21 protein-coding genes are annotated in these 23,938 nt (G+C 66.4%); 10 read left to right on the forward strand and 11 right to left on the reverse strand.

What is annotated here, in order from left to right:
- Nucleotides 1-9 precede the first annotated feature (9 nt).
- A complete protein-coding gene (locus HZR81_RS02565) occupies nucleotides 10-414 on the reverse strand; it encodes a hypothetical protein (protein WP_013984344.1) in 405 nt (134 codons plus the stop codon).
- A 172-nt stretch (nucleotides 415-586) separates the two neighbouring features.
- Between HZR81_RS02565 and HZR81_RS02570 the strand changes: the two genes are divergently transcribed.
- Nucleotides 587-1,564: a hydrolase gene (locus HZR81_RS02570; protein ID WP_500127244.1), complete on the forward strand. Its 978-nt coding sequence runs from the start codon at nucleotides 587-589 to the stop codon at nucleotides 1,562-1,564.
- Nucleotides 1,565-1,570: 6 nt separating this feature from the next.
- On the opposite strand, the gene HZR81_RS02575 is transcribed toward HZR81_RS02570, so the two are convergent.
- From HZR81_RS02575 to HZR81_RS02595, 5 genes are all read right to left on the reverse strand, one after another.
- Nucleotides 1,571-2,587 carry an HlyD family secretion protein gene (locus HZR81_RS02575; protein ID WP_013984346.1) on the reverse strand — a complete coding sequence of 339 codons (1,017 nt, stop codon included), beginning with the start codon at nucleotides 2,585-2,587 and terminating at the stop codon, nucleotides 1,571-1,573.
- Nucleotides 2,588-2,596: 9 nt separating this feature from the next.
- Nucleotides 2,597-4,681 (reverse strand): TolC family protein, encoded by a 2,085-nt coding sequence (locus tag HZR81_RS02580; RefSeq protein ID WP_454911461.1) that lies wholly within the window; start codon nucleotides 4,679-4,681, stop codon nucleotides 2,597-2,599.
- The gene (locus HZR81_RS02585) at nucleotides 4,681-6,009 is read right to left on the reverse strand and encodes a glycosyltransferase family 2 protein (RefSeq protein WP_013984348.1); all 1,329 of its coding nucleotides are present in this window, start codon (nucleotides 6,007-6,009) and stop codon (nucleotides 4,681-4,683) included. Before HZR81_RS02585 ends, HZR81_RS02580 begins: the two co-directional genes overlap by 1 nt.
- Nucleotide 6,010: 1 nt before the next feature.
- On the reverse strand, nucleotides 6,011-7,393 hold the full coding sequence (locus HZR81_RS02590; protein ID WP_013984349.1) for a TackOD1 domain-containing metal-binding protein: 1,383 nt from the start codon (nucleotides 7,391-7,393) through the stop codon (nucleotides 6,011-6,013).
- 137 nt (nucleotides 7,394-7,530) lie between these two features.
- Complete coding sequence (locus HZR81_RS02595) at nucleotides 7,531-8,196, reverse strand: TetR/AcrR family transcriptional regulator (RefSeq protein WP_500127257.1); 666 nt, start codon at nucleotides 8,194-8,196, stop codon at nucleotides 7,531-7,533.
- 131 nt (nucleotides 8,197-8,327) lie between these two features.
- On the opposite strand from HZR81_RS02595, the gene HZR81_RS02600 reads away from it, so the two are divergent.
- The 6 genes from HZR81_RS02600 (at nucleotide 8,328) to ggt (ending at nucleotide 14,576) form a co-directional block, all read left to right on the forward strand.
- On the forward strand, nucleotides 8,328-9,740 hold the full coding sequence (locus tag HZR81_RS02600) for a coniferyl aldehyde dehydrogenase (protein ID WP_500127245.1): 1,413 nt from the start codon (nucleotides 8,328-8,330) through the stop codon (nucleotides 9,738-9,740).
- Nucleotides 9,741-9,754: 14 nt separating this feature from the next.
- Nucleotides 9,755-10,285, forward strand: a complete 531-nt coding sequence (locus HZR81_RS02605) for a twin-arginine translocation pathway signal protein (protein WP_500127246.1) — start codon at nucleotides 9,755-9,757, stop codon at nucleotides 10,283-10,285.
- A gap of 14 nt (nucleotides 10,286-10,299) precedes the next feature.
- On the forward strand, nucleotides 10,300-11,895 hold the full coding sequence (locus tag HZR81_RS02610) for a GMC family oxidoreductase (protein ID WP_500127247.1): 1,596 nt from the start codon (nucleotides 10,300-10,302) through the stop codon (nucleotides 11,893-11,895).
- 106 nt (nucleotides 11,896-12,001) lie between these two features.
- The gene (gene coaD / locus HZR81_RS02615) at nucleotides 12,002-12,484 is read left to right on the forward strand and encodes a pantetheine-phosphate adenylyltransferase (protein WP_013984354.1); all 483 of its coding nucleotides are present in this window, start codon (nucleotides 12,002-12,004) and stop codon (nucleotides 12,482-12,484) included.
- Nucleotides 12,485-12,591: 107 nt separating this feature from the next.
- Nucleotides 12,592-12,843, forward strand: a complete 252-nt coding sequence (locus tag HZR81_RS02620) for a YfhL family 4Fe-4S dicluster ferredoxin (protein WP_003303200.1) — start codon at nucleotides 12,592-12,594, stop codon at nucleotides 12,841-12,843.
- Nucleotides 12,843-14,576, forward strand: coding sequence for a gamma-glutamyltransferase (gene ggt / locus HZR81_RS02625; RefSeq protein WP_500127248.1), 1,734 nt, complete (start codon nucleotides 12,843-12,845; stop codon nucleotides 14,574-14,576). The genes HZR81_RS02620 and ggt overlap by 1 nt, the downstream gene beginning before the upstream one ends.
- On the opposite strand, the gene HZR81_RS02630 is transcribed toward ggt, so the two are convergent.
- From HZR81_RS02630 to HZR81_RS02645, 4 genes are all read right to left on the reverse strand, one after another.
- Nucleotides 14,560-16,395 (reverse strand): Na/Pi cotransporter family protein, encoded by a 1,836-nt coding sequence (locus tag HZR81_RS02630; RefSeq protein WP_200600982.1) that lies wholly within the window; start codon nucleotides 16,393-16,395, stop codon nucleotides 14,560-14,562. The genes ggt and HZR81_RS02630 overlap by 17 nt on opposite strands.
- A 103-nt stretch (nucleotides 16,396-16,498) precedes the next feature.
- On the reverse strand, nucleotides 16,499-16,840 hold the full coding sequence (locus tag HZR81_RS02635; RefSeq protein ID WP_013984357.1) for a hypothetical protein: 342 nt from the start codon (nucleotides 16,838-16,840) through the stop codon (nucleotides 16,499-16,501).
- Between the two features lie 114 nt (nucleotides 16,841-16,954).
- Nucleotides 16,955-17,767: a bifunctional DNA-formamidopyrimidine glycosylase/DNA-(apurinic or apyrimidinic site) lyase gene (gene mutM, locus HZR81_RS02640; protein WP_200600980.1), complete on the reverse strand. Its 813-nt coding sequence runs from the start codon at nucleotides 17,765-17,767 to the stop codon at nucleotides 16,955-16,957.
- Between the two features lie 56 nt (nucleotides 17,768-17,823).
- Nucleotides 17,824-18,636 (reverse strand): HDOD domain-containing protein, encoded by an 813-nt coding sequence (locus HZR81_RS02645; RefSeq protein WP_161794473.1) that lies wholly within the window; start codon nucleotides 18,634-18,636, stop codon nucleotides 17,824-17,826.
- Nucleotides 18,637-18,819: 183 nt separating this feature from the next.
- On the opposite strand from HZR81_RS02645, the gene HZR81_RS02650 reads away from it, so the two are divergent.
- On the forward strand, nucleotides 18,820-19,359 hold the full coding sequence (locus HZR81_RS02650) for a type 1 glutamine amidotransferase domain-containing protein (RefSeq protein WP_200600978.1): 540 nt from the start codon (nucleotides 18,820-18,822) through the stop codon (nucleotides 19,357-19,359).
- A gap of 102 nt (nucleotides 19,360-19,461) precedes the next feature.
- Nucleotides 19,462-20,658, forward strand: a complete 1,197-nt coding sequence (locus tag HZR81_RS02655; protein ID WP_200600976.1) for a class I SAM-dependent rRNA methyltransferase — start codon at nucleotides 19,462-19,464, stop codon at nucleotides 20,656-20,658.
- 50 nt (nucleotides 20,659-20,708) lie between these two features.
- Here the strand turns inward: HZR81_RS02655 and HZR81_RS02660 are convergent, their stop codons facing one another.
- On the reverse strand, nucleotides 20,709-21,557 hold the full coding sequence (locus HZR81_RS02660) for a poly(ethylene terephthalate) hydrolase family protein (RefSeq protein ID WP_200600974.1): 849 nt from the start codon (nucleotides 21,555-21,557) through the stop codon (nucleotides 20,709-20,711).
- 512 nt (nucleotides 21,558-22,069) lie between these two features.
- Here HZR81_RS02660 and ilvD point away from each other — a divergent pair.
- The gene (ilvD, locus tag HZR81_RS02665; protein WP_200600972.1) at nucleotides 22,070-23,908 is read left to right on the forward strand and encodes a dihydroxy-acid dehydratase; all 1,839 of its coding nucleotides are present in this window, start codon (nucleotides 22,070-22,072) and stop codon (nucleotides 23,906-23,908) included.
- Nucleotides 23,909-23,938 lie beyond the last annotated feature (30 nt).

Raw genomic sequence — 23,938 nt, forward strand, 5'->3', positions numbered from 1 at the left:
TCGGCGACGTCAGTAGAAGTCGACGGTCTGACCGTTGCGATCGAAGGCCAGGAAGCGGCCGACGTTGCCGGTCTCGATGGCGCTGACCATCATCTTCAGTGGCTGCTCGGCCTCGTCTGCGTTCGGCGTGATGCCGGCCTGGCCGGGCAGCGCCGCGGCGAACAGCAGGTCCCAGGCCACGCCGGTGCGCTCGGATTCTTCACGCAGCGCGGCGAAGTCGCTCAGTTCCTCGGGTAGCTTGTCGACGCAGAGCACCGGTTTCAGCGAACCGCCGGCGTTTTCCTCGAAACGCTGGCGCTCGGCCTCGGTGGCGTCCTCGGGCAGTTCAGCGCTGACAAAGACGAACAGCAGGCGCTGGGGCTCGCGCTCCTGGCGTGCGGCGCCGAGCAGTTGGTCGAAGGGGGTAGGCGTCATGGGCAGGGTTCCGGATAAGACTATCGCGTCACTCTCCACCCCTTGGGCGGCGCTGACCATATCCCCAAAGGCGTAATTCGCCGGGCGGCAGGCATCATTCAATGCCTGCATCATGCTTTTCTTCGAGCCGCCAACGCTCTAACGTCGGAGCAAACGAGGAACCCGAGCGACCGTGTCCGAAACCTTCCAACCCGCCTGGTGGCTTCCCGGGCCGCACTTGCAGACCTTGTGGAACCCCTTCTTTCGCAAGGCGCCGCGTCTCGAACGCCGGCGTGAGCGACTGTGGCTGGCCGATGGCGATTTCATCGACCTGGACTGGCACGGCCCGCATGAGGCTACGGCGCCGCTGGTGCTGGTGCTGCATGGGCTGACCGGCTCGTCGAATTCGCTTTACGTGCTCGGCCTGCAGCAACAACTGGCCGCACAGAGCTGGGCCAGCGTAGCGATCAACTGGCGCGGCTGCTCGGGCGAACCGAATCTACTGCCGCGCGCCTATCATTCCGGCGCCAGCGACGATCTCGCCGAAGTGATTGGGCACCTGCAGGCCAGCCGACCCATGGCGCCGCTGCATGCGGTGGGCTACTCGCTGGGCGGCAACGTGCTGCTCAAGTACCTCGGCGAAACGGGTGCCAGTAGCCCGCTGCGCAAGGCGGTGGCGGTGTCGGTGCCGTTTCGCCTGGACCAATGCGCCGATCGCATCGGCCTGGGCTTCTCCCGCGTCTACCAGGCGCATTTCATGAAGGCGATGGTGGCCTACGTGAGGGACAAACAGCAGCGCTTCCAGCGCGAGGGGCTGCTGAACCACCTCGGTGCCTTGCAGAGCCTCGGCCCGCTGCACGGCATGCGCACCTTCTGGGATTTCGACGGTCGCTTCACCGCACCGCTGCACGGCTACAGCGACGCCCAGGACTACTACCACCGTGCCTCCAGCCGCTACTACCTGCCAGAGATCACGACACCAACCCTGCTGATCCAGGCCGCGGACGACCCCTTCGTGTTTCGCCACAGCGTGCCGGAACCAACCGAACTGTCGGCGACCACAACCCTGGAGCTGCACCGCCGCGGCGGCCACGTCGGCTTTGTCGAAGGCACACCGCGCCGCCCGCGTTACTACCTGGATCGGCGCATTCCGCAGTGGCTGGCGGGCTGAGACGTTTCAGCCGCCAAATGGCAACCATCGGTGCGGGAAGCGCGCCTTGAGACCGAGCCGGTCAATACGCCACTCAGGCGGCAGACCATCGTGCACCCGCGCAATCACGCGCAGCCTGCGTGTCGGCGCACTGAACGGTGGGCGCAGTTCGACCGGCACCGGCGCGGCATCGTCCACCGCCTGAATCACTACCGCCTGGCGTTGACTATGGTCGGGAAAGATCAGCGTCAGCAGCTTTCCGGGTGTGGCCTCGGCAGCGTGGCGCGGATCGAGATAAACCCAGACCTGCGCCTCGCCGTCGCCCTCGACGCGCAACAGGGGCGTGCCCGGCCCGACGTTCTCGCCAGGCGCGACGAGGATTTCGCCGACGCGACCATCGTTCTCGGCATGCATTTCCAACCCCTGCAACCGGCTGTCCAGCCAGGCAAGCTCCAGGTCGCGCTGGCGCTGCTCGGGTCCGATCTCCGGCTGGCGCCGCTGCTCCAGCTGATACAGGTCGCGGAGCCGCGCGTCACGCTGGTCGGTGGCCGCCAACAGTTCGCCACGGGTAGCCGCGCCCGCTTCGAACAGGCGCTGGACCTGCTGCACGCGCGCCTCGGCACGGGCGAGCAAGCCCTGCAACAGTGCACGCTCCGCGGCCAGAGTCTCTGCGCCGGGACTATTCGACGGCACGCTCGCCGCCTGCAGCAGGAAGCGCCGCGCACGCCACTCCGGATTATCCAGACGAACCAGCACGTCGCCCGCCGTCACCCGTTGCCCCGGCTGCACCAGCACCTGCTGGACCTGCGCTCCGTCGCGCGCGCGCAACTCGCTGCCCGGCAGGTGCAGCTGCGCAGGCGCCTCGATCAGCCAGAGCGTAAGCATCCAGCGGCCGACCAGCCACAACAGCGGGCTGAGCACCGCCAACAGGATGAGGTACCAGCGCAGCCGGAAGGCCAGGCGCTTGCCCGGCGCGTAGAGCACCTGCAGGCCCTGCTCCTGGGTCGGTTGCTGCTCCTTGGCGCTGGAGAATTTGATCTTCATGCGATGTGCTCAATGGGGATAGTGAGACCAGTCCTGCCAGTCGATGCCGGTGATGGCCTGCGTCTGCAGACGCTGACGCCAGCGTTCGGTCTGTGCCTGCAATTGCGCGCGGGATGCGCCACTCCAGCTCTCATCCGGCGCCAGCTGCGGCTCCACGCTCTGTGCCAGCCGGAACGACAAGCCCGGCCAGCGCCGCCCGATCTCCGTCGCCAGCCCCCCGCTGCGTTCAGGGTTGCGGGTATAAATCATCAGGCTGACCCGATGCACGCCACGCTGCTGCAACCGACAGGGCACGCAGTATTCGCCGGCGCGCGGTGCGGCGAACCAGCGGTGATGGCTGGACAGCTCAAGCGGCCAGGGACTGACGCTCGCGGCCGCCGTCAGCGTATCCATCCAGTCGCGCAGCCGCGCCTCGGGGACCGGCCAGCCGAGCTGCTCGACTTCCAGATCCAGATGCAGACCGGCGAACGGCAGCGTCGTCAGCTCACCGAGCAGATCGAGCAACCCCTGACGCCCCTCGGGTTGTAGCCAGTGCGGATCGCCGAGCAGCAGCAGCACCTCGAATCCCTGTTCGCGCGCGGCACTGAGCAACACGCGCAACTGGCCGCGCAAGCGCTCCGGCTCAGCCACTTGGGCAGCGTCGAGGCCGAGGTAGAGACGCTGCATGCCGGCCGCTCGCAGTTGCGCCAGCACCTCGGCGCGCTGGCGCTCGTCGAACAGTGCGCGGCTGTTCCAGACATACACACCCTGGCGCCAGCTTGCTGAGTCAGTCGCCACGCGCTTATCCCGGTCCGGCTGCAGCGCCTGCCAGTCGTTCTCCGCTGGCCCCAGCAACGACGAACGTCCTCCGTCCTCATCAATGAACAAGCGCAACGCTGCTTCCCGCAGCCACAACCCGTGCCAGGCGGCAATCAGGCGCAAACCGGCGTAGCCATGCTCCAGCTCGGCGGCCAGGCTGCCGAGGTAGGCTTGCTCGACATCGCCGTCGCGGCGCAGGCGCTGCTCGCGCACAGCTAACGCCGCCACTTCCAGTTGCTCGCGCGCCTGCAGCAGTTCATCCGCGGCCAGGCGCTGGGCACGCAGCGCCTGCCCGAGTCCCTGTAGCAACTGTTCACGCTCGGCTTCGAGCTGCGCCAGTGCCACCTGATGACGCGCTTCACCCTCGTTGCCCCGCGCCTGACCGTAGGACAGCGGATCGAACGGAGCCGACAGGCTGATGCTCGCCACTAGGCCATTGCCTGGCTTGCTGCCACCGTTACGGTCTTCGTAGCTCTGCGCCACGCTGAAATTCGAGTCGACCCCGGCATACCAAGGGCTTTGCCGATTCCGCTCCGCCTGACTCACCTGGCCGCGCCGCTCCTGCAGACGTGGATGCACCTCGAGCTGCTGCAACCAGGCGCTCAGAGGCTGCGCGCTTGCCGCCAGTGCTTCGGTCTGGGCCTGGCTTTGCGGCTCGATGGGCTGCCCACTGAGTGACTGCAGGCTGTAGCGAGTTTCTTCCAGCACCGGCTCAACCGCCGCACAACGACGCTGCAACGCCTGCCAGCGGCCATCCTGCAGGCGCGCCTCGGAAGCCAGCAGCCAGCCCTCGCGCAGACGCACCGCCAGCTGCTCGCGCGCGCGTCGCGCAGGCTCGGCGATCCCGTCGCACCAGCGCAGCTCCTCCTGCGCTCGCCACCAGTCGGCATAGGCGCTGCGCAGCGCCAGCCGTTGCTCGACACGGGCCAGCTGCAGACGGGCCTGCTGTTGCTGACGCTGGTCTTCCACGCTGCGTACCGCATCCAGCTGGCGTTTCAGGCTGCCCAGCAGCGGATGGCGCAAACCAAGCGCCAGATCGCGACCGTAGTAGTCGTCGCGCACCTCTTCGGTCACCAGCTCCCGATAGCGCCCCGTCCCTGCCGAAGCGAACCACTGCCAACCGGCCTCGGCTTCGCGCTGCCGCTGCAGCGCCTCGAGGGCCACGCGTTCGGCCTCTGCCGCGCGCAGGGCCGGCGCGCTATCGACGCGATCCAGCAACGTCGGCAGCGGTAGCACATCGGCCAGACAGGGCGAGCCCAGCCACAGCAGACCGAGCACAAAGAACGCTCGCAGCATCAGAACCTCTTCGCCTTGCGCAGCACCCACCAGGGCGCCATCGAGGTTTCCTCATGGCCACGCCGGATCATTTCGTTGAGGATCGCCACCGCGCTCCAGCAGCGCATGACGAACATGAACAGCGGAAACAGCGGCACCACCCAGCACAGCCACAGGTCCTGCCGCGGCCGTTCGGACACCATGCTCACCGCCACCACGTAGGCCAACAGGGTGTTGGCCAGGTACACCAGATAGACCAGCCAGGCGAGCACGAGAAAGGTCGACAGCGCCAGCGAGTACAGTCCGACGATGAAGTAGCCGAGGATGATGAACGGCAGCACCAGCTGAAAGAAGAACCCGCTGACCAGCACCACCAGAAAGTTCGGCCAGCCGAGCAGGCGCGGCGTGAAGCTGTGGCGATGCTTGCGCACATAGAGGAAGAACAGATCGCCATCCCAGCGCAGGCGCTGCATGAGGAACTGGCGGAACGTCACCGGCGCGTCGGTATGGCCGATGGCGCACGGCTCGAACGGAATGCGCAGCGGCCGGCGGCCGAAGTAGTTCTTGATGCGCAGGGTGATATCCAGATCTTCGGCGGTATGGGTGTCCCAGCCACCGATTTTCTGCAGAAAGCTGCGACGAAATGCGCCGAACGCGCCGGATACGTTATTCACCACGTTCCACTCGCTGAGGCCGATCTTGGCCAGCTGGATCGACAGCAGGTATTCCAGCGCCTGCATCGCCGTGGTCAGCGAGGCACGGGCATTGCGCACCCGCAGGCTGCCGGCCACCGCCGGCACGTCCGGATCCTGGAAATGGCGCACCACGTTGACCACCATGTCGTTGTCGAACGAGGTGTCGCCATCCAGCGCCATGACGATCTCGCCGGTGCTGTATTCCAGCCCTGCATTCAGCGACGAAACCCGGCCACCGCGCTGCCACTTGGCGATCGGCCGCAGAAAGCGCCGCGGATACAGCTGCGCATCGAGGCGAAAATCCCGCACGGCCTGCATCGTCGCGTGATTGGCCGTCGCGCCGTCGACCACCGGAATCATCTCGATCTCGCCGCGATAAGTCTGCTCGCACAGGCTGAGCAGCGTGGTCTGCACATCGCGCCCTTCGCTGTAGCAGGTGATCACGCAGGACACGCGCGGCTGGTAGCTGTTGCCTTCCGGCAGCTCGAAGGGTTTGCGCACGAACCAGCGCAGCACGCCGAGCAGGATCACCAGGCTGAGCGGCACCTCCAGCAGCAGAAACGCCGGAAACAGCATCACCAGCAGATAGCCCAGCCCGTCGGGCTTGTCGATTTCGCCGAGAATCCCCAGCCACTGCAGCCAGAAACCCTCCATCTCAGCCCAGCTCCCCGTTCAGGCGCGCCAGCAGCAACGCGGCATCTTCCTGTTCGAGCAGGTCGGCCGGTGCGGTGAAGCCGATCTGACGCAGCTGCAGCTGGCCGATCTGCTCGCTGGCCAGACGCTCGGCACCTTCCTGCAGGCGTTTACGCACCACTGCCAGGCCGGCCGCATCGGTGTGCGGCATCATGATCCAGAGAATCTCTTCGCTGACCCGGCTGCAGCGATCGGTGTCGCGCACGGCTTCCTGCAAGCGTTCGACCAGGCTGTCCACCAACGCATGGCCGCGCAGCTCGCCGAGTGCGCTGATGGTCGCCGCCAGGTTGACGAACCGCAAACCAAGCAGGGAGAACGCCGGCTGCTTGTAGCGCCGCACCAGCTGCAGCTGCCAGTTGAGCAACTCGTGGAAGGACTTCTGGTTGAGCAGGTTGAGCGTGCCGAACTGATCGGTCTCGGCGACGCTGCTCGAGTAACCCTGCCGACAACGCAATCGCCCGGCCTCGGCGAGGCGGAAGTGACGCACCTCGCGCACGCGCAGCTTGTCCGGCGCATGGGCCTGGCCACAGTCCAGGCAGCGCGCCTCGACTTCGGCATCGACGAAGAACGCCTGGCAGCTGCGGCAGCGATAGTTCTCCAGCGGCCGGTCGTAATCGCTGCCGATGTGACGCAGGCGCGAGAAACAGTTCGGGCAGAGCAGCAGGCCATCCTTGAGGAAGTGCTCCTGGGCGCCGACGTGGCCGCAGGTGAAGCAGTGCAGCGACGGCTGACGGGCGATTTCCAGCGTCTGGCACTCGGGGCAGACATCCACGTAGTTCAACCGGCCGGAGCCACAACCGACGCACAGGCGCACCCGATCGACCAGCTCGCCCTCTTCCAGCCAGCCCTGCTGGGTCATCAGCTGTAGCCAGGCGAAGGCGTTCGGCGACTCGTCGTCCTCCAGCGCCTCCAGCAGCGGATAGTGATAGTGCTGCGCCACGCCGGCATCGCGCACCGCATGGATGGCGCCGTGCGGGCGCAACCACAGCCAGGCGAGCACGCGCGACTCGAAACGCTCCGGCGCCACCCCACGGTTGAACAGCGCGAAGCGCTCCTGCCAGAGCCGCCAGAGCGGCACCAGGGCGCTCAGATCAGCCGGCGGCGCGCCGTCGCTCAGCGCCTTGCAGGACGCGTCCTGCTCCTGGCAGCAATAGATCAGGCTGAAGCGATAACGCTTGTCCATACGCAGGCTGCGCAAGGCTTCGCCGGCGCGCACCGCCGGCAGATCGAGCAGAACGATGTCATACGCCGGCAGCGCCGCGAGCGCGGACCACTCGGGGTGCCGCTCGTATTCGATACCGACAACAGGGGAAGAAGACGCACCAAGGACAGCGACGCGTGGCATGGGGGACATGGGAAGGAAAACCGGATAATGGCTATGTGATACTTGATTGCCATCATTCTACGAGTTCTTTCAGGGTTATTCGCCAGCTATTCGTCGCCTCGACGCTTGAATATTGATCAGGCGCAGCGCGAACGCCATTAATCCGACGAAATACCCTGACAACCATCCGACAGGTACTGGCGCAGCAACGCGCAGACTTCCGCCGAAGCAGCCGGCGATACGAAGCCGACCTCCAGCGCCAGCAGCTGATAGATACCGCGACGCAACTGCCCCGGCCCGAGCTGCACCGAGGGCTCGCCGACGGTACCGAGGAAGCGTACCCAGGAAGTGAGAATGATCCAGGCATTGAGTGCCAGCGCGTCGACCTCGGCGGGGCCCATGCGCAGGATGCCGGCGTCGACGAATCCCTGATAGATCGCCCGCGCGTTGTCCAGGCAACGCGCCGCAAAGTCGCGGTAGCGCTGTGCCAGCGCTTCGTCGGCGGCGAGTAGCGCTTCCAGGTCGCGATGCAAGAAACGGAAGTCCCACATCGCTGCCAGCAGCGCCTCCAGATAGACGGCCTTGTCCGCCACCGTCAACGCCCGTTGCGGCGGGCGCAGGAACTCGTCGATGCGAGCCTCGTAACGCCTGAACAGCTCGGCGACGATCGCCTGCTTGTTGGGGAAGTGGTAGTAGAGGTTTCCCGGCGAGATGCCCAGGTGCGCGGCGATGTGGTTGGTGGTGACGTTGCGTTCGCCCTGGGCGTTGAACAGCGCCAGGCTGGCTTCGATGATGCGATCGCGGGTCTTGGTGCGGGGTGCCATGGGCGGCGGGATCTCGGCGATGGAGCGAAGGGGCAACGGTACACGCCAGCGGTCGGGCAAGCACGTCTCGTTGACAGTTTAGAGCAATTACTCTAGAAATCTATCAACCCGCCTCGCCACCCGGAGCCCCAATGTCAGCCGACACTCCACAAGCACTCGCCGCCCTTGAAGCGGTGTTCGCTTGCCAGCGTGCAGCATTCGCCGCCGCACCGATGCCATCCGAGGAAGACCGTCTGCGCTGGCTGGACGCGCTGCGCGATGTGCTGGCGACTCACCAGCCGGCTCTGATCGAGGCGATCAGCACGGATTTCGGTCATCGCTCGGCCGACGAGACCCTGCTGGCCGAACTGATGCCCAGCCTGCATGGCATCCGCTACGCCTGCCGCCATCTGCGGCGCTGGATGAAGCCATCGCGGCGCCGGGTCGGCCTGGCTTTCCAGCCGGCCAGTGCGCGGGTCGTCTATCAGCCGCTGGGGGTGGTGGGCATCATCGTGCCGTGGAACTACCCGCTCTACCTGGCCATCGGCCCGTTGGTCGGCGCGCTGGCGGCAGGCAATCGGGTGATGCTGAAGATGAGCGAGTCGACGCCGGCCACCGGCCAGCTGCTGAAGGCGCTGCTGGCGCAGGTTTTTCCTGAGAATCAGGTGGCGGTGGTGCTCGGCGATGTCGAGGTCGGGCGCGCCTTCGCCCGCCTGCCGTTCGACCATCTGCTGTTCACCGGCGCAACGCATATAGGCCGTGACGTGATGCGTGCCGCCGCCGACAACCTCACCCCGGTGACCCTCGAGCTGGGCGGCAAGTCGCCGGCCATCGTCTCGGCCACGGTGCCGCTGGCCGATGCCGCCGAGCGCATCGCCTTCGGCAAATGCATCAATGCCGGGCAGACCTGCGTCGCGCCGGACTATGTGCTGGTACCGCGAGCCCGCCTCAAGGGCTTCGTCGACGCCTATCGTGAAGCGGTACAGCGTCTGTATCCGAGCCTTGCGGACAACCCCGACTACACCGCAATCATCAATGCGCGTCAGCTGGCACGATTGCAGGACTACCTCGACGATGCCCGCGCCAAGGGCGCCGAGGTCGTGCCGCTGTTCACCGAGGCGCAGCAGCGGCGCATGCCGCACTGCCTGCTGCTCGAGGTCAACGAGCACATGCGGGTGATGCACGAGGAGATCTTCGGCCCGCTGCTACCGATCATTCCCTACGACGAGCTGGACGAGGCGCTGGCCTACGTCAATGCCCGGCCGCGGCCGCTGGCGCTTTACTACTTCGGCTACGACCGGCCCGAACAGCAGCGGGTTCTGGACTCGACGCATTCGGGCGGGGTCTGCCTGAACGACACCCTGCTGCACGTCGCCCAGGACGATCTGCCCTTTGGCGGCATCGGCCCCTCTGGCATGGGCCACTACCACGGCCGCGAGGGATTCCTGACCTTCAGCAAGGCCAAGAGCGTTTTCGCCAAGCAGCGCTTCAACGCCGCTCGGCTGGTCTATCCACCCTACGGCAAGTGGTGGCAGAAGCTGATCTACGCTCTGTTCATCCGCTGAAACGCGACGCCACGATGCACGATCTCGCCATGAGCCGCCGCACCCTGCTCAAGGTCGGGTTGCTCGGCAGCACCATCCTGGCCGCCGGCGGGCTCCTCGGCCGCTGCGCCGGGGCGACCGCCGCCGGCCCCGCAAGCGGCTTCGCCGTACTGCGCGAGAGCGACCTGCCGATTCTACATCGCCTGATTCCGTTGTTGCTGGAGGGGTCGGTGCCACCGGCCGAAATGCCGCAAGCGGCAGCCGTCACTCTGATCAGCCTGGATCAGGGCCTGCACCATCTTTCGCCGGCGCTGGCGGCACAGGTACGCCAGTTGTTCGATGTGCTTACCCAACCCCTGATCCGCGGTCCGCTCACAGGCATCTGGCGCGACTGGCGCCAGGCCTCGGATGACGAACTGCGGGCGTTCCTGAACCGTTGGCAGAACAGCTCGCTGGCCCTGCTGCGCCAGGGGCATGCCTCGCTGCTGCAGATGGTCCTCATGGCCTGGTACGCCTGCCCGGCTTCCTGGGCGCACTGCGGCTATCCCGGGCCACCGGCCGTCTGACCAAGGAGGCCGCCGTGCCCGTTCCCGATCTCTTCGCCGAAGGCCTCGCCCGTGGCTGGACCACCCATGACGGCTCGCGCCTGCCGCACGACCTGACGCTGGAAGCCGATATCGCCATCGTCGGCAGCGGCGCAGGCGGCGCCACAAGTGCTGAGGTGCTGAGCGCCGCGGGCTACAAGGTGCTGCTGATCGAAGAAGGCCCGCTGCGCACCAGCAGCGACTTCGACATGCAGGAAGCCCGCGCCTACCGCTCGCTCTATCAGGAAGCCATCGGCCGCACGAGCAAGGACGGCGCCATCACCATCCTGCAGGGCCGCGCGGTCGGCGGCACCACGCTGGTGAACTGGACCTCGAGCTTTCGCACACCGCCGCAAACATTGCAGCACTGGGCCAGCGAGCACGGCGTCAGCGGGCTGTCGGTCGAGGCGCTGCAACCCTGGTTCGAACGCACGGAACAGCGCCTCGGCGTCGCGCCCTGGACCGTGCCGCCGAATGCCAACAACGCGGTGTTGCAGCGCGGCTGCGAAAGCCTCGACCAGCACTGGGCGGTGATCCCGCGCAACGTGCGTGGCTGCTGGAATCTAGGCTATTGCGGCATGGGCTGCCCGACCAACGCCAAGCAGTCGATGCTGGTCACCAGCATTCCAGCGCTGCTGGACAAGGGCGGCGAGCTGCTCTATCTCGCCCGCACCGAACGCCTGCTGATGCAGGGCGAGCGGGTCGTCGGCCTGGACTGCCTGGGCATGGATGAACGTTGCGTGGCGCCGAACGGTCGACGCATCCGCGTGATCGCCAAGCATTACATCCTCGCCGGCGGCGGTATCAATACCCCGGCGCTGCTGCTGCGCTCCGATGCGCCGGACCCGCATAAGCGCGTCGGCAAGCGCACCTTCCTGCACCTGACGAACTTCTCCGCGGCACGCTTCGACGAGCGCATCGAAGCCTTCTACGGCGCACCGCAATCGATCTACTCCGATCACTTTCAATGGCGCGACGGCGCGACCGGCCCTGCCGGCTACAAGCTGGAGGTGTCGCCGGTTCACCCGGCTCTCGCCGCCACCCTGCTCGGCGACTATGGCATGCAGAACGCCCGGCGCATGGCCGCGCTGCCGCACACCCACGCGATGATCGCCCTGCAGCGCGACGGCTTTCATCCGGACAGTGCCGAGGGCACGGTCGAGCTGCGCAGCGACGGCAGCCCAGTGCTCGACTACCGCATGACCGACTATGCCTGGAACGGTATCCGCCGCGCCTTTCTGAGCATGGCCGAGATCCAGTTCGCCGCGGGGGCGCGCGCCGTACTGCCGCTGCATGCCGACGCCCGCTACGTGAAGACGCCCCGCGCCGCCCGCGAACTGATCGAGCGTCTCGACCTCGCGCCGTACCGCACCCGCCTCGGCAGCGCCCACGTCATGGGCGGTTGCGCCATGGGCGAGGACCCGCGCCAGGCGGTAACCGACAGCCTCGGCCGGCACCATCAGCTGGGCAATCTGTCCATTCACGACGGCTCGCTGTTTCCCACCAGCGTCGGCGCCAACCCGCAGCTGTCGATCTACGCCCTGTGCGCGAAGCTGGCCACGCAGTTGGGTGATCGCCTGCACAAGTCCTGAGATTGCCTCGCATTCGCGGCAGATCGCCGCATGGCCATTCAGACTTTACGCTGCCGATACCGAGCCGCTACCATCCACACCCCCACGCATGCGTCAGGACGCCGCGATGAATCGAGTGTTGTATCCGGGAACCTTCGATCCCATCACCATGGGCCACGCCGATCTGGTGGAACGTGCCTCGCGGCTGTTCGATGAGGTCATCATCGCCGTGGCGGCCAACCCGAAGAAGAACCCACTGTTCCCGCTGGAGCAACGCGTGGAGCTGGCCCGTGAAGTGACCAAGCACCTGCCGAACGTGAAGGTCATCGGCTTCTCGACCCTGCTTGCCCACTTCGTCAAGGAACAGCAGGCCAACATCCTGCTGCGCGGCCTGCGCGCGGTGTCCGACTTCGAATACGAATTCCAGCTGGCCAACATGAACCGGCAGCTGGCCCCGGACGTCGAAAGCCTGTTCCTCACGCCGTCGGAAAAGTACTCCTACATTTCCTCGACCCTGGTGCGCGAGATCGCCTCGCTCCAGGGCGACGTTTCGAAGTTCGTGCATCCGGCCGTGATGCAAGCGCTCAAGACGCGCTTCGGCCAGAACTGAGGGCCGCCGTCGGCCCTGCGTCGAGTGCACGCCGAGCGTCGATGCGGCACAATTGGCCGTCGTAATTTAGCTGTGCCGTGGTTCGAGCCACGGCAGGAGTTCGCTGGATGTCCCTGAAAATCACCGATGACTGCATCAACTGCGATGTCTGCGAGCCGGAGTGCCCGAACAGCGCCATCTCCCAGGGCGAGGAGATCTACGTCATCGACCCCAACCTCTGCACCGAGTGCGTCGGCCACTATGACGAGCCACAGTGCCAGCAGGTCTGCCCGGTAGACTGCATCCCGCTCGACGAGAACAACGTCGAGAGCAAGGACGAACTGATGCAGAAATACCTGATCATCACCGGCAAGGCGTGATGCGCTGGCGGCAACCGACCCGGCGGACGCTCCTGTTCAGGGTGCTCCACGGCTGGTTCGCCGCCTTGCTGTTGCTGGCCTGCAGCGTCCAGGCCAGCCCGCTCGACAACGGTGCCGTTGCCACCGCCCACCCCCTGGCCAGCGAAGTCGGCCGACAGATCCTCGAAGCAGGCGGCAACGCCTTCGACGCCACCGTCGCGGTGAGCGCCGCGTTGGCCGTGGTCGAACCCTACGGCTCCGGGCTCGGCGGCGGTGGCTTCTTTCTGCTGCGCGAGGCCGCCGAGCCGGCCCGTCATGTATTTCTCGACGCCCGCGAGCGAGCGCCCAGCGCCGCCACGCCGGACATGTATCTGCGCGAAGGCAAGATCCAGCGCGACCTCTCGCTGAACGGGCCGCTGGCCGCGGCGATTCCCGGCACGCCAGCGGCACTGGTCGAACTCGCCGAAAAACGCGGTCGCCTGCCGCTCAAGACGACCCTGGCACCCGCCATCGCCCTGGCCCGCGACGGCTTCGCGGTGGATGCGGTGTACCGTCAGCGCGCCGGCTGGCGCCTGGCCGCACTGCGTGACGATCCCGAGAGTGCGCGGCTGTTTCTCGACGAGGGCGATCTTCCGGCCGAAGGTCATCTGCTGCGCCAGCCGGAACTGGCGCAAACCCTGGAGCAACTCGCCAGCAACGGCCGTGACGGCTTCTACCGCGGCGAGTTCGCGAAAAAAATGGTGCAAGGCGTGCGCGCCGCCGGCGGCATCTGGTCGTTGGAGGATCTGGCCGACTACCACACCGTCGAGCGCGAGCCACTACGCTTCACCCTCGCCGATGGCCGTGAGCTGATCGGCGCGCCGCCACCCTCGGCCGGCGGCATGATCCTCGCGCAGAGCCTGGGTATTCTCGAACGCCTGTCCTGGCGCGACGCCGAACCGCTGCAACGCAGTCACCTGGTGGTCGAGGCGCTGCGCCGGGCCTATCGCGACCGCGGGCAACTGGGCGATCCGGATTTCGTCGCGTCACCACTGCGACGTCTACTGTCAGACCAGTATCTGGACCAGCTCGCCAGCTCCATCGACCCTGATCGGGCCACGCCGAGCAGCGCATTGCCGCCCGCGCCACGCTGGCGCGAGGGCGAGCACACCACTCACTTCGCGGTGATCGATGCCGAAGGCAATGCGGTGGCGGCGACGCTATCGCTGAACATGATGTTCGGTGCCGCCTTCAGCGTGCCCGGCACCGGTGTGCTGCTCAATGACGAGATGGACGACTTCGCCGCCGACATCGACGGCAGCAATGCCTATGGCCTGAAGGGCAGCAGCACCAACGCCATCGCCGGGGGCAAGCGGCCGTTGTCGAGCATGAGCCCGACCTTCATCGAAAGCGCCGAGGAGTTCGCCGCCTTCGGCACCCCCGGCGGCAGCCGCATCCCCAGCATGGTGCTGCTCTCGGCCCTGTCCTATCTGGACGGCGAGCCGGTGCAGGCCTGGCCGGCGGCGCCACGCTACCACCATCAGTACCTGCCGGACGTGCTGCAGTACGAGGCCGATGCCTTCAGCGCGGCCCATCTGGACGCGCTACGTGCCCGCGGCCACCAGCCCAGGCTGATCGAGCGGGACTACGGCAACCAGCAGGTGCTCTACTGGCACAAGCCGAGCGGCAAGGTCGAAGCGGCCAGCGACCCGCGCGGCATCGGCCGCGCGCTGAAGGTACCCGCACGGCGCCAGCCGATCACGGCTGCACAATGACCGGGCCGTCGTCCGCCGCCAGCTGCCGCAGCTGACGCGTCAGCTCGTGGCCCTCACCCAGCAGCAGGGCATTGCGCAGGCTCTGGATGATGCGGCTGGCATAGCCCAGGTCGTTCATCAGCGAGCTGGTCTGCAGGCCGTCCAGCTTGTGATTGCGGATCGACTCGAACAGCCGCCGGCGAAACTCGGCGTCGAAGTGTGCGGCACGTTCGTCCAGCCAGTTCAGCCGCTCGCGCCAGAGCTCATCGGGCAGCTCGGAGTGATTCAGCGCGCGAATTTCCCGTAGCGATTCCAGCAGCTGCCGGCGCAGTTCGACATAGGCCTGGCGCGCGGCGGAATCGTCCTGGCGCAGGTACAGGCCAAGGTTCTTCTGCAGGTGCTTGGCATCCTTGACCGCATCCACCAGCTGCAGCGCGGCGACCTGGCAGTTCACCCAGAACGCCTGATGGCTCTCGTCCAGCGGCAGCTCCAGGCGGCCCATGAACGTCAGCAGATCGGAATACACACCCTTGATATGGCGCTGGTACAGATGTTCGGCGTCCAGCGCCTGGGCTTCGGGACGGGCATGCAGCAGCGCTTCGTCGACCCGCCCCTGCTGACGCAGCTGCTCGACCGGCAAGTAGAGGGCATGACAGATCACCTCCAGGCTCAGGCGTGCCAGGTGCTGCAGCTCCTGAGCCACCGCCCTGGCCGCGGCATCGGCCGAATCCAGCGCCCGCTCGTTGAGATAGCGCGCATGGGTCACGCCATCCGCCGGCGTTGGCGTCAGCTCGGTGATCAGCACCGTCGGCTCGGCCCGCTCCGGCAGCACGCGCAGCAGGACGTTTGCCAGCTGCGTCTGCCAGGGCCAGAAGAGCAGCACGCCCATGCCGTTGAACAGGCTGTGGAACAGCGCCAGCTGAATCAGCCGGTTCTCGCCCAACCCCAGCGGCGCGACCAGCCACTGCACCAGCCAGGCCAGGGGCACCAGCAGTGCGATCGCCAGGATGGCGGTCGTGACGTTGAACAGCACATGCGCCAGGGCCAGGCGCTGGCCGCTGCGGTTACCGCCCAGCGAGCCGACAAAGGCGGTGGTGACGCTGGTGCCGACGTTCGCACCGATGGCGGTGGCCAGCGCCTGAGTCAGATCCAGCTGACCGGCGGCCAACGCGGTCAGGGTCAGCATCAGCGTTGCGTGGCTCGATTGCAGGACCACGGTGGCGAGCAGGCCGATGCCGACGAACAGCAGCTGGCCGGTCAGCCCGCCGGCGTGATACTGCGACAGGTCCATGCCGCCGAAGCTGGAAAAACCGGTCTTGATCTGATCGATACCGAGAAAGATGAAGGCGATACCGAGCACGATGCGCCCGGCCGCCTTGCCCTTGTCGCCGCTGAAACTGGCCAGCACCCCGAAGACCAGCAGCGGCAAGGCCAGCGGACTCAGGCTGACGTTCTGCCCGGCCAGCGCCAGCAGCCAGATGCCGGTGGTGGACCCCAGGTTGGCGCCGAACAGGATGGCGATACCGCCGGCGAGCTTGATCAGCCCGGTACTGATGAAGGCGATGGTGAGCAGTGACACCAGCGTGCTGGACTGCAACAGCATGGTGCCGCTGACGCCGAACATCAGTCCCTTGAACGGGGTCGCGGTACTGCGGGCGAGCAGTTGCTCGAGCGTGCTGCCCGCCAGCTGACGCAGGCCCTCCTCGAGGCACTGCATGCCGAACAGGAACAGCGCCAGCCCCGCGCAGAGTTCGAGCCAGCCGCTGCTGGCCCAGAACGACCAGGACAGCAGCAATACGCCCGCGAGGGGCAGGAGGATCTTGAAGAAGGAAGGTTTCACGATGGCTTCGCGCGGATAGATGAACTGGGGAGGCGAAGCCTACTGCAGCGGCACCGCGATCGGAAGGCTCAGCGCCTGCCAGTCGCGGTGCGGATGATGCCGGTCAATTCTGTGCGTTGTAGCCGCTGGTGGTGCAGCCCAGGCAGCGCACGAAGGCTGCCTTGCCCGGCTCGACCACCAGCGCCTTGCCCGCCTCACCGACATTGCCGCCCAGCGCGGTGAACGGCAGGCTGACGACGAAAGCGGCGGCGCCCAGCACGGTCGCGCCGATCAGCAGCGGGCGGGCGATGACCAGGTCACCGATCATGGAGTAGGCCTTCGGAGCCTCGACGGTGTACATCGGATCGCCGCTGGCGTTCTGCGGGACCGATTCCGCGTGCGCCGGCATTGCCAGCAGGCCAGTGGTCAGAGCCAAGACAGCAGCGGTGGAGCGGAACAGATTCATGGTGTGGTCCTTCAGCTGTGCGAAACGCGGCAATTTTAGTTGTGGCGGCCACTATAGCAGCGGCCAGGGCCCGCGGGGCGTGAACGCCGTCAACGCGCGCGCAGATGTGCCGTCTCAGCGCTGGCAGCGACCGCAGTAGACGCTGGCGCGCTGTCCCAGGCGGATCTCGCGCAGGGTCGAACCGCAAGCCTTGCAGAACTCGCCACCGCGGCCATAGACGAACAGCTCCTGCTGGAAGTAGCCGGGCTTGCCATCGCCGCCGACGAAATCGCGCAGCGTGGTGCCGCCGCGCTCGATGGCCATGGCCAGGATGCGGCGGATCTCCTCGCCGAGCTTCAGATAGCGCGCCCGCGAGATGCTGCCGGCCGGCCGCCGCGGATCGATCCCGGCGGCGAACAGCGCCTCGCTCGCATAGATGTTGCCGACGCCCACCACCACCGCGTTGTCCATGATGAACGGCTTGACCGCCATGCTGCGCCCGCGCGACAGCCGATACAGCCGGTCGCCATCGAAGTCCTCGCCCAGCGGCTCGGGCCCGAGGCTGGCCAGCAGTACATGGGCCAGCGGCTCGTCGCTCCAGAGCATCGCGCCGAAGCGCCGCGGATCGGTGTAGCGCAGGGCCTGACCGGACTCCAGCAGGATGTCGACGTGCTCGTGCTTGGCCGCGGGCGATGCCGCATCCACCAGACGCAGGCTGCCGGACATGCCGAGATGGACGATCAGCGTGCCGCTCTCGGCGCGGATCAGCAGGTACTTGGCGCGCCGCTCGACGGCCTCGATGCGCTGGCCGGACAGACGCACGTCGAGATCCTCCGGAATCGGCCAGCGCAGGCGACGATCACGCAGCAGCACGCGGCTGACGCGCTGGCCGACCAGATGCGGCTCGATGCCACGGCGGGTGGTTTCGACTTCGGGAAGTTCGGGCATGGCGAGATACGGTTACAGCGAAGGGATGCCGACCTTAGCAGGCCGGCGCCGGGCCGTCAGCCCACGCCAAGCTCGCGGATGCTTTCCTTGAGGCAGACGAAATCGTATTCCGACAGCCCGACGTACTCGAGCACCAGCTGCGACACGCTGTCCCACTCGTGATCGTCCGGCTGCGCGCCCAACACCCGATGACAGGCGCAGATGTGCTCGGCCATCTTGAGGATCGCCAGCAGCGTCTTGATCGGCGCGTCGCGCCCCGAGTCGTCGGCGAACAGCGACAGCGCGTTATGGTGATTGGCGATGGCATCGCACAGGTGCAGCGGCAGGTTCCACGATTTGGCGGTGAAGTAGCCGACCACCGCATGGTTGGTGCTGAGCACGCGATTCTCAATATCGACGATGCGCTGGCCGTCTCCGGTGCTGGCGTAGGCCTCTTCCAGCACACTCATGTAGCCGGGGAAGCGCTTGAGCATCAGCGGGATGCCGCAATTGTGGAACAGCCCGAGGGTGTAGGCCTCATCCGGCGACTGGTAGCCGATGCGCTTGGCCAGGGTCAGGCAGGCCATGGCCACGTCCTGCGCGCTGTCCCAGAAGCGGCTGAGCGTGACGATGGTCTCGTCGCTCATCTCGCCCTTGATCGACTGCGCATTGATCAGGTTGATCACCGAGTTGCAGCCCAGCAGGTTCACCGCCTGCTGGATGGAAGCGATGCGGTTGGCCAGACCGAAATGCGGCGAGTTGACCAGCTTGAGCAGCGCTCCCGAAAGCCCCGGGTCCTGACTGATCAGCCGGGCGATGGCTTTCAGATCGGGCACCGGCATGACCTGCTCCATCTGCAGGTCGACCATGATCTGCGGTTGCGGCGGCACACTGATGCCTTGCAGCACCCGGCGGATCTGTTCGGCGGAGAGTTCAACGGCCATGAGGGGGACGCTCGACGAGAAGGCAAAGTGCCATCAGCACGAAAGGGCGAACTTTGGCTGAGATGCGGGTCCCATTTCAAGTGACTCGCATTCGGCGAGCGTTACCGACAGACAGACGGAGGCATGCTCATGACCCAATCCCTCAACGGCAAGCGCGCTGCAATCCTGGTGACCGATGGCTTCGAGCAGGTCGAACTGACCGGGCCCAAGGAGGCGCTGGAAAAGGCCGGCGCAACCGCCGAGATCATCTCTGCCAAGAATGGTGAGGTGACCGGCTGGAACCACACCACCCCGGCCTCCAAGTTCTATGTCGACAACACCTTCGACAGCGTCCGCATGGAGGACTACGACGCCGTGCTACTGCCTGGCGGCGTGGTCAATTCCGACACCATTCGCAGCGATGAGATGGCCCAGGAACTGGTTCGCGATGCCGCCCGTGCGAACAAGACCATCGCCGTGATCTGCCATGGCGGCTGGCTGTTGATCTCGGCCGATCTGGTCAACGGCAAGCGCATGACCAGTTGGCCATCGCTCACCGACGACCTGAAGAATGCCGGCGCCGAGTGGGTTGACGAGCAAGTGGTGGTCGATGGCCACCTCATCAGCAGCCGCAAGCCCGATGACATCCCGGCATTCAGCCAGGCGCTGATCGACGCGCTGTCCGCCTGAGCGAGGCATCGACAGGCACGCGGCGGGCGTTTTTCCTACGACCTCAGCGCATGCGGCGGGCCGCTCGTTTAGAATGCCCGTCTTTTTTCCGGAGCCCTGCCGATGACCCTGCCCAGCCTGCGTCTCAAAGCCAATGCCGACCGCCGCCTGCGCGCGGGCCATCTTTGGGTGTACAGCAACGAAGTCGACACAGCCGCCACGCCGCTGGCCGGCTTCGCCGCCGGCGACCAGGCCATCCTCGAGGCCGCCGGTGGCAAGCCGCTGGGTATCGTCGGCGTGTCGCCGAACAACCTGATCTGCGCGCGGCTGCTGTCGCGCGACCTCAAGCACAGCCTGGACAAGTCGCTGCTGGTGCACCGCATCAAGGTCGCCCTGAGCCTGCGCGAGCGGCTGTTCGAGCAGCCGTGCTACCGGCTGATCTACGGCGATTCCGATCTGCTGCCGGGACTGGTGGTCGATCGCTTCCATGACCACCTGGTGGTGCAGCTGGCTTCGGCGACCATGGAGCGCAACAAGGATGCCGTGCTGGAGGCGCTGGTGCAGGTGCTCAAGCCTCGCGGCGTATTGTGGAAGAACGACTCCAGCGCCCGCGACGCCGAGGGCCTGGAGCGCTACGTCGATACTGCCTTCGGCGTGGTGCCGGAATGGGTCGCGCTGGAAGAGAACGGCGTGAAGTTCGAGGCGCCGGTGCTGCAGGGCCAGAAGACCGGCTGGTTCTACGATCACCGCATGAATCGCGCGCGCCTGGCGCCCTATGTGAAGGGCAAGCGCGTGCTCGACCTGTTCAGCTACATCGGCGGCTGGGGCGTGCAGGCCGCCGCCTTCGGCGCCAGCGAAGTGTTCTGTGTCGACGCCTCGGCCTTTGCCCTGGACGGCGTGGAGCGCAACGCTGCGCTCAATGGTGTGGCCGAGAAGATGACCTGCGTCGAAGGCGATGCCTTCGAGGCGGTGAAGGAATTGAAGAACGCCGAGGAGCGCTTCGACGTGGTGATCACCGACCCACCGGCCTTCATCAAGCGCAAGAAGGACATCAAGAACGGCGAGGCCGCCTACCGCCGCCTCAACGAGGCCGCCATGCGCCTGCTGAACAAGGACGGCATCCTGGTCAGCGCCAGCTGTTCTATGCACCTGCCCGAGGACGACCTGCAGAACATCCTGCTCGGTAGCGCGCGCCATCTGGATCGCAACATCCAGCTGCTCGAGCGCGGCGCCCAGGGTCCGGATCACCCGGTGCATCCGGCGATCCCGGAAACCCGCTACATCAAGAGCCTGACCTGCCGCATCCTGCCCAACAGCTGATCGGCCATCCGGTTGCGCAGGGCGGCGGACCGCCCTGCGCTTCCCCTGCCTTACTCGATGCCCTTGCGCTCCACACTCCACAGCAGGCTGGTACAGAGCCGGCAGAGCCGGCCATAGAAGGTGCTGCGCGCCGACTGGTCGTCCATCAGCTGGTAGCGGAACCAGGCCGTGCTCGGGCCGCGATACTCGCCGCCATTGCCAACCGGCTCGAAATGGCTGACATAGCGCCGCTCGCCCCAGAAGATCGGCACGTTGGCCCGGCTGTAGACCGGCTGCGCATTGAGGTAGGGCACGGCGATGGTGTCCGCCCCGCCGGACATGAGGAACATCGGCCCGCGCTGGTTGCGCTGCGACGACGAGTCATGGCCGAGGCCGATGGTGTACGGCTGGATCGGCGCGGTGGCCTTAACGCGATCGTCCTGCCCGGCCATGATCGAGCCGCCACCGCCCTGGGAGTGCCCCGATGTCCCGACCCGCCCGGTATTGAGCACACCGACATAGGTGCCATAGGTGCGATTGCTCTCCTGCACCAGGTAATCCAGACAGGCGAGCATCTCCCGTCCAGTGCCGGCGTTGGAAGTTTCCGCCGCGGCGACGACGAACCCATGGCTGGCCCAGTGGGTCAGCAGTCCGGAATAGGTCGTCGGCCCGGTACCGGTGCCGTTACCCCAGAGGATGATCGGGTGCCGGACCCCGCCCTGGCCGAGCGTGCGTGGCCGATAGACACGGCAACTGGGCCCCTCGCTCTGGCTGGTCACCGCGTACGGACCGAAATTGTCGAAGCTCGAAACCGCCGGGAACGGCGCGCCGGGCGTATCGGGCAGCGGAGCGGCGATGGCGGAAACGGACAGGGCGACCAGCGCCGTGGCACTCAGGCATCCAAGTGTGAACTTGTGCATCTGCATTCCTCGTTCTTGTCATTGGTATAAGGATTCATCGCCGGTCGAACGCTGCCCTACCGCCGCGAAACGGACACCTACCGGCGACCGACCACCCGCGGGCAGCGCGCATCTGCAGAGGCGCGACAGCCAGCGAAGCTGGTCGGGAATGGACTCTAGCGAGCGATAATCGACCCGCCAGTCGCACGCAGGCAGAAGCGGACCAGCGGTCAAAGCGGCGAATTTCGGCGGATGCGCACCCCGGACGGCCGCTCAGGCGGCCCCGCGCGGCTAGCTCGCGGCATGCCGGCGTACCGGCAATCGTCCCGCCTGGCCCGGCTGCCGGAACGTGCGTAGAATCGGTGATATCTCGCCATTCACCACACGGCGGACCCTGAGCCCAGGCCCCACGAGCGATTACCCCGCCTCGACCCGGCCCCTTCCGAACGCACGGTCATCCTCCGTTGCATCCGGCACAGGCGTTGCTCACCATACGCATACCTCCGATTACCTGATTAGCCGCAGGAACCGTCATGCCTGATTACCGTTCGAAAACCTCCACGCACGGCCGCAACATGGCCGGTGCCCGGGCGCTGTGGCGCGCCACCGGCATGAAGGACGAAGACTTCAAGAAGCCGATCATCGCCATCGCCAACTCCTTCACCCAGTTCGTTCCCGGCCACGTGCATCTGAAAGACATGGGCCAGCTGGTCGCCCGCGAGATCGAGAAGCACGGCGGCGTGGCCAAGGAATTCAACACCATCGCGGTCGACGACGGCATCGCCATGGGCCACGACGGCATGCTCTATTCGCTGCCGTCGCGCGAGATCATCGCCGACTCCGTGGAGTACATGGTCAATGCGCATTGCGCCGACGCCATCGTCTGCATCAGCAACTGCGACAAGATCACCCCCGGCATGCTGATGGCCGCCCTGCGCCTGAACATCCCCGTGGTGTTCGTCTCCGGCGGGCCGATGGAAGCCGGCAAGACCAAGCTGGCCAACCACGGCCTGGACCTGGTCGACGCCATGGTGGTGGCGGCCGACGATTCCTGCTCCGACGAGAAGGTCGCCGAGTACGAGCGCAGCGCCTGCCCCACCTGCGGCAGCTGCTCGGGCATGTTCACCGCCAACTCGATGAACTGCCTGACCGAAGCCCTCGGCCTGTCCCTGCCGGGCAACGGCACCACGCTGGCCACCCACGCCGACCGCGAGCAGCTGTTCCTGCGCGCCGGGCGTATCGCCGTCGAGCTGTGTAAGCGTTACTACCAGGACGGCGACGAGTCCGTACTGCCGCGCAACGTCGCCAGCCGCAAGGCCTTCGAAAACGCCATGACCCTGGACATCGCCATGGGCGGGTCGACCAACACCATCCTGCACCTCCTGGCCGCTGCCCAGGAAGCCGAGGTCGACTTCGACCTGCGCGACATCGACGCGCTGTCGCGCAAGGTGCCGCAGCTGTGCAAGGTGGCGCCGAACATCCAGAAGTACCACATGGAAGACGTGCACCGCGCCGGCGGCATCTTCTCCATCCTCGGCGAGCTGGCCCGCGGCGGCCTGCTGCACACCGATGTTTCCACCGTGCACAGCCCGAGCATGGCCGATGCCATCGCCGAATGGGACATCACCCAGACCCAGGACGAAGCGGTACATACCTTCTTCAAGGCCGGCCCGGCGGGCATCCCGACCCAGGTCGCCTTCAGCCAGGCCACCCGCTGGCCGAGCCTGGACCTCGACCGTGCCGAAGGCTGCATCCGCAGCGTCGAGCACGCCTATTCCCAGGAAGGCGGCCTCGCCGTGCTCTACGGCAACATCGCCCTGGACGGCTGCGTGGTGAAGACCGCCGGGGTGGACGAATCCATCCACGTCTTCGAAGGCACGGCGAAGATCTTCGAGAGCCAGGACAGCGCCGTGAAGGGCATCCTCAATGACGAAGTGAAGGCTGGCGACATCGTCATCATCCGCTACGAAGGCCCGAAGGGCGGCCCGGGCATGCAGGAAATGCTCTACCCGACCTCGTACCTGAAGTCCAAGGGCCTCGGCAAGGAATGCGCCCTGCTCACCGACGGCCGCTTCTCCGGCGGCACCTCGGGCCTGTCCATCGGCCATGCCTCGCCGGAAGCGGCCGCGGGTGGCGCCATCGGCCTGGTGCAGGACGGCGACAAGGTGCTGATCGACATCCCCAACCGCAGCATCCAGCTGCAGGTATCGGATGAAGAGCTGGCCCACCGCCGCATCGAGCAGGACAAGAAGGGCTGGAAGCCGGCCCAGCCGCGCGCGCGCAAGGTCTCGACCGCGCTCAAGGCCTACGCCCTGCTCGCCACCAGCGCCGACAAGGGCGCGGTGCGCAACAAGGCGATGCTGGAAGACTGATCGCTGCGACAAGAAAAAACCCGGCCCTGT

The organism is Pseudomonas sp. LM13 (assembly GCF_041381355.1).
In the GTDB taxonomy this organism is placed as follows: Bacteria; Pseudomonadota; Gammaproteobacteria; order Pseudomonadales; family Pseudomonadaceae; genus Stutzerimonas; species Stutzerimonas frequens.